Origin of the sequence: Lishizhenia sp., assembly GCF_033720595.1 — a bacterium.
In the GTDB taxonomy this organism is placed as follows: domain Bacteria; phylum Bacteroidota; class Bacteroidia; order Flavobacteriales_D; family Crocinitomicaceae; genus Lishizhenia.
Genome location: NZ_JAWWCF010000131.1, coordinates 1 through 8,622 on the forward strand (window position 1 = coordinate 1; position 8,622 = coordinate 8,622).

5 protein-coding genes are annotated in these 8,622 nt (G+C 40.2%); 3 read left to right on the forward strand and 2 right to left on the reverse strand.

Annotated features, from left to right (window positions below; all coding sequences use genetic code 11):
* A partial coding sequence (locus R3333_RS09895; RefSeq protein ID WP_318958632.1) for a hypothetical protein occupies nt 1–207 on the forward strand: 207 nt, incomplete at its 5' end.
* 303 nt (nt 208–510) lie between these two features.
* On the opposite strand, the gene R3333_RS09900 is transcribed toward R3333_RS09895, so the two are convergent.
* Nucleotides 511–4,989 (reverse strand): alpha-2-macroglobulin family protein, encoded by a 4,479-nt coding sequence (locus R3333_RS09900; RefSeq protein WP_318958633.1) that lies wholly within the window; start codon nt 4,987–4,989, stop codon nt 511–513.
* A gap of 186 nt (nt 4,990–5,175) precedes the next feature.
* Here R3333_RS09900 and R3333_RS09905 point away from each other — a divergent pair, with 186 nt between their 5' ends.
* Nucleotides 5,176–5,883 carry a hypothetical protein gene (locus R3333_RS09905; RefSeq protein WP_318958634.1) on the forward strand — a complete coding sequence of 236 codons (708 nt, stop codon included), beginning with the start codon at nt 5,176–5,178 and terminating at the stop codon, nt 5,881–5,883.
* A 182-nt stretch (nt 5,884–6,065) separates the two neighbouring features.
* A complete protein-coding gene (locus tag R3333_RS09910; RefSeq protein ID WP_318958635.1) occupies nt 6,066–6,899 on the forward strand; it encodes a S1 RNA-binding domain-containing protein in 834 nt (277 codons plus the stop codon).
* A 148-nt stretch (nt 6,900–7,047) separates the two neighbouring features.
* Here the strand turns inward: R3333_RS09910 and katG are convergent.
* The coding region (katG, locus tag R3333_RS09915) for a catalase/peroxidase HPI (protein WP_318958636.1) at nt 7,048–8,622 on the reverse strand (1,575 nt) is incomplete at its 5' end.

Sequence of the window (8,622 nt, forward strand, 5' to 3'; positions counted from 1 at the left end):
GAGAAAGCGGTCAATCTCGGATCAGAGCAGTTCTACGTGCATTATTTCGCAGGCCTGTCATGGCTCGACCTGGGCCATCCCGACACGGCCATGGAATCATTCCGTCGTGCGCTGGAATCCGGCTACCCGAAAAAATTGCTGGCGGCTGATCCTCATCTGGCCATTATCAGCAACACCGCGGAATTCCGGTTCCTCATCGCCGACTGACCCTACGGTTTCAGATACCCCCGTGAGCGATGCCTGACATCGGACCCGGCAAGGGGTCGCAAGGGTGATGTACACACTGCCGGCTCGACGACCTCACCGTCCGGCACAATTCGGATATGCTAGTCGGGCGGGGGTCGCAGGGAAGGTTACATGGGATTCGCAATCCAGCACGGATTCCGGCTCGGAAGCCTGGAAGTCTACCCCGGCCACGGGGAGGTTCTGGGTCCAGAAGGACCGATCGAGCTTGATCGCGACGCGTTCCGCGTGCTGGTGGCCCTGGCCGAGAATTTTCCTGGCGAGGTGCTATTCACGCGTCCATTCCTTGGCTCTTTTCTTTTGGAATTTCACCCAAGAACTCAACATATTCGCCGGTAACTCATAGCCCTTGTTTTTAGCTTCTAGCATAAAATGTCCGGCATAATTCGTACCCCACTCCGATACATATCTACTATTACCAGGCCAGTAAGAAAACCCTCCATCTGTGGTTTGGAAAGATTTATATTTCGTTAATGCAGCGTTGATATTCTCTTGTACTTTTGCCTTTTCAGCTGCAGACATTTCAACAAAATTAGATAGATACAATTGAGGGAACACCGCAGAAGTAGTTTGCTCTATACAACCGTGCGGGTAACGAATTAAATACGAAAGTTGTTTCTCTAAATTTAAGTAGGGAATGCGAGAAATTTCCACTTTTGTTTCATTGGTACCTCTAATTCCAAAGGCTGAATAAACATCACTAAATGTTGAATTTCCTTCAACCGACTTCACTTTCGATTGCGTCATAGGAGGGTTAGCTGGACGCACCAATATTTCTATTTCTTCAAAAGACTTCTCTTTACCCGAACTTACCTCTACTTTAAATTTACCTACACCTAATTTATTGGCTACTTCGTAATCAAAGAAAATTGTTTGATCTCCTTTTCCTGTAAAGTTCACCGTTTGTTGTGTACTACCCTTGGCCACTAAATATTCATTAGAACTTACCTTAACTGCCACTTGCTTGATTTTGTTACTCATAGCAATGATGTTCACCGGCACTTTAATCTGCTCCTTCGGCCCTAACACCCTTGGTAAAGTGGCTTGTACCATCAAAGGCTGTTTCACTTGGATTTCCTTTTCCGTTGAACCATAAGCCCCATTATGTGCAGCTACTACCATTACGCGAACTGCACCTATGTAATTGGGCATATTAATTTTATGACTCGCTTCCTCACCTTCTTCTAAATAAAAAGGTCCTAAGTATTTTACAACGGGCTTAAATCGATTTGCAGATGCATCTTCCTTGTACACCAATCCTTCATCTCCTCCTATAGCCAAGAGAGCAGCCATTTTTCCCGTTTGTGCACTCATTACATACTTGTACATATCCCAAGTACGCACACTTAAAGCCTCTTTACTGTAGAATGAAGGCCATAAATCTGGAGTTTGAAAACGGGTTAAAGAGAGTAAACCTTCATCTACAACTGCCAAGGTGTAAGCCATAGCTTTGCCGTCTTTCTCTTTCACCTTCACCGAATAATCAGACAAAGGTTGCACGGTTTCTGGCGCTGTTATCTGAGGAGCTAAATGCGTCGCTGGATCAGAAACAGCCACCGGCGTTATACCATACATACGAATAGGTAAGGCATTTTCCGTTTGTCCGTGCGGCTGTACCAAGGTTGCACTTACATAAATGTTCGGTGCCATTTCTTCCGTGGTAGGAATTTCTAGAACAGTAGATTTATCATCAGCTTCTTGCCAATAGCTTGCAAGAATTTGATCTCCTTTTTCAATGGTCACATAAAACCTTCCTATTCCACCCGATGGAACGGTAATTTTTGCAGTTTCACCCACATCATAACTCTCCTTATCGGTTTCTAAGTTCAACATAGAAGCCGCCTCACTGTTGCCGTTATCGTCTGCGTACCATCCAGAATAATCTGCATAGAAGCTTTGCATAGCGCTATGACCAGAATTTTCATCGATTACCCTGAGCATGTATTTCCCCCATCCTCTTTCTGGAAATTTCAATGTGTAATTGGCCTTTCCATTTTTCACGTAAAAGCTTTCTGACTTCACTAAATCTGATGAGTTACGCGAAACATAATTGGTGAGATCATCTTCTCCATTTCCTTCCCACCACCAGTTGTAAGAAACTTTATATAATTCAACCTTCACTTTTCTCGACAAAGGAGAGCCATCTTCGTCCACAGCAGCTATAGATACTGCATGCTCATCTTCAGAATTCAAAGCAGTTCTCCAATTCGTTCCTCCATCCATTTTAAGTCCAACATAACTGGTGAAGGGCGAATATTTTTTAGAAACGTAATCTTGACTGAAATCACCTCCTTCTTCAAAAACTTTGGTACTCCATCTCACCTTTAACATTCCTGGTGCATCCTCCGGCTTTTCCCAATCAAAACTCACTTTTGCGCTACCTGAAGCATCTGTTTTCACCTCTGCTAAAAGCGGTTCTTCTAAATAATACCTTTTAGACCTATCATCAAATTGATAATTCTCATAGCCTTTAAACGTAGTTTTCAAACCAAAGACATCTAGCTCAACTGCCGCTTTCAGATTTGCAGCAGGTGCTCCGTACAACCAATCAGCTTGCAAGTTTGCACTCACCGCCGAAGAATGATCTAATACATCTGCCAAATCATAGTTAATGCGTATTCTATTGGGTTTTACTGTTTCAATTTTCAAATACTTATAGAAATCAGAATTTCCAACAATAGCTTTTGCCTTCCACTTTCCAGTTGGTGAATCGGGCATAGTTTTAAAGGTGAAAGCATATAAACCTTTCACTCCTTCGGTAGATACTTTTTTGGTATATAATTTCCCCATTGGGTCAAAGATCTCAAGTACCACAGGGTGATTTTTAGGAAGTGTCTCCAGTTTATCTTCCAAGGCAAAGGTTAGGAAAACAGAATCTCCTGGTCGCCATACGCCACGTTCTCCGTAGATATGTCCTTTGATTCCTTTTTCTATATGTTTACCACCTACTTCATACAAACTTGTAGAAAGCGATGAACCATTATCTACACGTAAATACCCACGTTGTGTACCTTTTTTGGCAATCAATAAGTAAGCTTTACTTCCTGGATTTATAGAGAGTAAACCATCTCCATCTGTTGTACCCGTAGCAATTAACTGATTTTGGAAATTGTAGGCTTCCACCGTAATTCCTTTCAGTGGGTCTGTAGTTCTTAAATCGGAAATGGCGATTTCATAACGGTTATCCGCTCCCTCTTTAGCTATGATTCCGAAATTACTCGACAATACATTTCTGCTAACTTGACGGTTGTAATATTTATAATAGCTATCTGTACATGGGTTGTCTTTATCTCTGTAATCGTATCCACCATCAAACCAACGGTCCACATTCATGTAGTATTCGTTGGATTCGTAGTTTTGCTCTCTTCGTTTCAAAGGTTTTATAAGCCCTGTTGAATCTCCACAAGGATATAAAGATTGGTGACGTTCGTACGACATCATTACCCTGTATATTGAACCCGGCTCAGAATCTATATAACGATTTAAATCAATTTTAAAATTATTCCACACCCCATAGTCGATAGGTTCTGAAGTTACCAAATCTACACTTCCATCGTAAATCAATCTTCCTACACGCGCCAAATCAGAACTTCCGTTGTGATGGTTCTCTTGAAAAAACTGGTTCACGTTATTCTCAAAAACACGTAAAATTCTCAAGTTAACAGCCTTTAGATTAACAGCTTTAAAAGGGAAGTCTATCGTACCATTGTTTGAGGGCATAATTACACCATCACCAATGAGTTCTAATGCCGGTTTTTCTGTATTAAACGTAAGTCCTTTTACGAATTGTTTTTTGAGTGAAAAACCTTTGCTATTGCGTATCGTTTTATTTACAACCAAAGTTTCCACCTTTTCCATTTTCCCTTGGGGATAAGCCTTGATTTCATTACCATCAATGCTTAATCGCAACTTCTTACCTGATGAAAGGTATACCAAACCATTGAGGTCTTGATTTTCATCCAAGGGATCAGAACACTGAATGGAAAAATACAATCCTGGCTCTTGCACTACTTTGGCCTGAACTACGACAAACTCATCGAGCGGTGGAACGCGCATCTCTAATTGCTCCTCTACCTCGACTCCTATTGGTTCTCCATTCCACGACAACACCACTTTACTCGCTTGTGCACTTCGTTCAACTCCTGTTAATGTGAAGGAGTGTCGTTTTGCCGCGTTTTTATGTTCCCAAATAATGTTTAAAGATTTACCATTTTGCGTAGCCTTAAAACACGCTTCAACCATGGCAGGCAGCGCCATATCTCCAGTTCTTACACTTCCTTTAATATCTTGCTTTGAATAATCCTTATTACTTTGCGTGTAAATACCTGTAAATTCTACAAATAAATTTTGGTGCATCACCATGAAACCAAATTCCAACGTTTCGTATTCATCCTCTACTTCTAAAAGCTCATTTAATTGAAAGCTTCCTTTGTATTTTTGTCCGCCCACAAGCGTTTCATTGGGTCGAAATGCTATGCTTTGCTTATCTATCCAATATGCCTCTCCTTCTATACTTGGTTCAAATTCGAATAAATCTCCTTCTATTTTTTCTCCCGCAACAGCACTTTCTACCGGTGCCACGAGAACAACTTTAATTTCATCTTGATTGGAAATAACACCCGAAGTAAAGGCTGTGATATAATCACTAAAACCGGGGTTAACTTTAATTTGAGCTAAATCAATCTCTTTGTTTGAGCACGAAAACAAGATAAACGTAGCTAGGAAGAAGGTGATAAACTTTTTCATTTTTTGAAGGAATAAAATCTTAATAAATGGTGTGTTGATTTAAAAAAAGAAGCTGCTTTTTTCAAGTCGCCTAAAAATACAGTTTTCAGCTTAAAAAAGCAGGGAACACAGGGCGCTTTTTCTACAATTTTTCAATTTTCCTCCAAACAAGAAAGAAAGCTTATTTTTGCAGCAAACATTTCGGGAATGAAAAGCACGGTATTATCAGTCAATTGGAAATTAGCACAACAAGTATTTGAAGCATTGGTCACAGAAAATGAAAACTTCTTAACCTTGAGCATTCGTCTAAGCGCAAATAGCGCTCCTTACTTAAAGGAAGATGAGGAAGCTTTGCTCCAATTCGAAAATGTTTTCGGGTACAGTGTAACTGCGATAGATGCCGAAAGTTATGCGAAAGGAGCCTACCGATGGAAGGAAGAAACATTAACATGGGGTGGATTTCTGGAACTAAAGAAAAGCAACTTTTTACAAGAAACTCCTCCCAACTTTAAACAAATACTTCCGAATTCCAAAGGTTTAAAACTTAGACACTTTGTAGTATTTACTCCTACGCAAATTATAGAATGCATTGCCGAAGATTACCGTTTTAGCTTTAAAAATGACGCAGGTGAAGCCATAGAAGCAAAGTATCCGAAAGCTTATTTGAATTACTACCTTTCCTTGTTTTTCACTCATTTTGCAATGGTAAATGCAGAAAATTTGCGCATGTTCACCGATTTGTACTTACAACTCACCAAACGCAAAGATTTTCCTTTGTTGCAAGAAGAAGTAAAAGCCATAGAGAAAAATAAAGACACAGGTCTTGTATTGAAATACATTCATAGTTTAACGCAAAGTAAATTCGCAGAAAAGCAATTGAAGGAAGTGTTGAAATATATACTTCAGTATAAATAAACCCAGTTGAATTTTCTCGAAAAGCTAATAGACAACATACCCTCGTGAGAAAGAGTTTAGGTTTCTTAATACTCTCACACTCCTGTACGCTGTTCTGTTCCCATTCGTGTAGGTTGGAAAGCTGCCTTAGGCTAATTTTTTCAAAACACTTATTTGCTCGTTAAATCTCCTATCTTTGCACCATGCTTAGAGTTGGAATAGTTAATACATTAGAAATACTTCGTTTTACGAGTGTTGGAGCTTATTTAGGAGACGATCAGGACAATGATGTTTTATTGCCGAACAAATATCTTACAGAAGATATGAAAGAAGGTGATGAAATTGATGTGTTTTTGTACCACGATTCTGAAGACAGAATTGTAGCAACTACGCAACGACCACTCATCAAGCTGAATGAATTTGCTTATTTGAAGGTGAAAATGGTAACCAAGTTTGGTGCATTTTTAGACTGGGGATTGGAAAAAGATCTTTTGGTGCCTTTTAAGGAGCAAACTACCAAAATGGAGGAAAATGGTACTTACCTCATCTACATGTATTTGGATGAACAAACCGGTAGATTGGTAGGAACTGCAAAAGTGAAAAAACACTTCTTTGATGAGGTGTTGGACCTAGAAGTTGATGATAAAGTAGAACTTTTGATTTGTAATGAAACAGATTTGGGGCAAAACGTTATCGTGAACCAAATGTATTCTGGGTTGATTTACCACAACGACATTTCTCGTCCGCTAAAGAAGGGTGAATTGACTACAGGTTATGTTTACACCATAAGAGAAGATGGAAAGTTAGACATTCGTTTGGACAAGAGTGGTTATGAAAAGATAGAACCCAATGCCGATAAAATTTACGCCGCAATTATTGAAAACGGTGGTAAATTGGCCTTGACGGACAAATCTCATCCAGACGATATTAGAGAGCGTTTAGGAATGAGTAAAAAGACCTTTAAAAAATCATTGGGTAACTTATACAAGGCGCGTAAAGTTGTCATTCACGACGATTACATAGAGCGTGTAGATTAGGTTTCTAGATAATATTAAAAAAGCGACTACTCTTTAAGAATAGTCGCTTTTTTTATGCTTATTCAATTTATAACCTACACTAATTTAGCTTATAAAACGGTTAACCTCGCAAGATCAACCGTTTTACCTGTAAACAAAAACCGATGTATTATTGTGCTAGGTCAAATCTATCTGCGTTCATGACTTTCGTCCATGCTTCTACGAAATCTTTTACAAATTTCTCGTTGGCATCATGAGTTGCATAAACCTCTGCTATCGCTCTTAATTCTGAGTTAGATCCGAAGATCAAATCAGCTCTTGTAGCTGTCCACTTCACCTCATCTGTTACTCTATCTTTTCCAACAAACTCCTTTTTGTCATCCGAAGTTGCTGTCCAAACTGTACCCATATCTAACAAGTTCACGAAGAAAGCATTGTTCAATGTTCCAGGTGTTGAAGTAAACACTCCATGTTTTGAACCATCATAGTTAGCGTTTAATACACGCATTCCTCCCACAAGTACGGTCATTTCTGGCGCTGTTAAACCTAACAACTGTGCTTTATCTACCAGCAATACCTCAGTCTGGAGGGTGTAATCTGTTTTTTGGTAATTTCTAAACCCATCAGCCATAGGTTCTAATACTGCCATTCCAGCTGCATCTGTTTGCTCAGCCAAAGCATCCATTCTACCGGGTGTAAAGGGAACTTCTACACTTACTCCAGCCTTACGAGCCGCTTCTTCTACCGCTACTACTCCACCTAATACAATTAAGTCAGCCATAGAAACTTTCATATTGCCATTTTTAGCGTTGAAATCCTTCTGAATTCCATTGTAAACAGCCAATACTTTTTTCAATTCTTCAGGGTTGTTTACTTCCCAGTTTGCTTGAGGTGCTAAACGAATGTGCGCTCCATTTGCTCCTCCTCTTCGGTCTGATTCTCTGTAAGTTGAAGCTGAAGCCCATGCCGTAACAATTAATTGCTCCTGCGTTAATTCAGAATTTAAAATGCTTTGCTTTAACTCCTTAATTTCTTTTTCCCCAATTATCGTATGATCTACAGCTGGAATTGGATCTTGCCAGATGTAATCTTCTTGAGGCACTTCTGGTCCCCAGTAGCTCGAGCTTGGTCCCATATCTCTGTGCGTTAACTTAAACCAAGCTTTGGCAAAGGCCTCTTCAAATTCCTTTGGGTTTTCATAAAATCTTCTTGAAATCGCAGCGTAAATGGAATCTTCTCTCAACGATAAATCTGTTGTCAACATCGTTGGGGTTACTGTTTTATCTTTGTCAAAAGCATGTGGATACATCTTCTCAGGGTTCTTTGCTTGCCACTGATGTGCCCCTGCCGGACTCTTTACCAATTCCCACTCGTTTTCAAACAAGCTCTTGAAGAAATCATGACTCCATTGCGCAGGAGTTGAAGTCCAAGTCACCTCTAAACCAGAAGTAATCGCATCTGCGCCTTTTCCAGATTTATAAGTAGACTTCCATCCCAAACCTTGCTCTTCAATGCCAGCAGCCTCGGGTTCTGGCCCCACATTATCTGCCGGACCTGCACCGTGAGTTTTACCAAAAGTATGTCCCCCAGCAATCAAAGCAACTGTTTCTTCATCATTCATCCCCATTCTGCCAAAAGTCTCTCGAATATCTATCGCTGCTAATTTTGGATCTGGATTACCATTCGGTCCTTCTGGGTTTACATAAATCAACCCCATTTGTACAGCTGCCAAAGGATTTTCTAA